The sequence below is a fragment of the Bradyrhizobium campsiandrae genome (assembly GCF_014529705.1).
Lineage (GTDB): Bacteria > Pseudomonadota > Alphaproteobacteria > Rhizobiales > Xanthobacteraceae > Bradyrhizobium > Bradyrhizobium campsiandrae.
Genome location: NZ_JAANIH010000461.1, coordinates 1 through 230, shown reverse-complemented (window position 1 = coordinate 230; position 230 = coordinate 1). Strand labels below are relative to the sequence as shown.

Sequence of the window (230 nt, the reverse complement as noted above, 5' to 3'; positions counted from 1 at the left end):
GGGTTTTGAAGGCAACCGCTTCACCGGCCTGACCATGTATGATGCGCTGACCGGCTGGGACCTGTCGTCGGCCGACAAGCCGAGCGTGGTGATCCCCGGCCTTGCGACCGAATGGAAGGTCGATGACACCGACAAGACCAAGTGGCGCTTCAGCCTTCGCAAGGGCGTGAAGTTTCACGACGGCAGCGAGTTCAACGCCGATGCGGTGATCTGGAATCTCGACAAGGTGC

1 protein-coding gene is annotated in these 230 nt (G+C 60.9%); it reads left to right on the top strand.

The features are described from left to right. Nucleotides 1-230, top strand: a 230-nt coding sequence (locus tag G8O24_RS43910) for an ABC transporter substrate-binding protein (RefSeq protein WP_244646509.1), incomplete at both ends; no start/stop codon positions are given.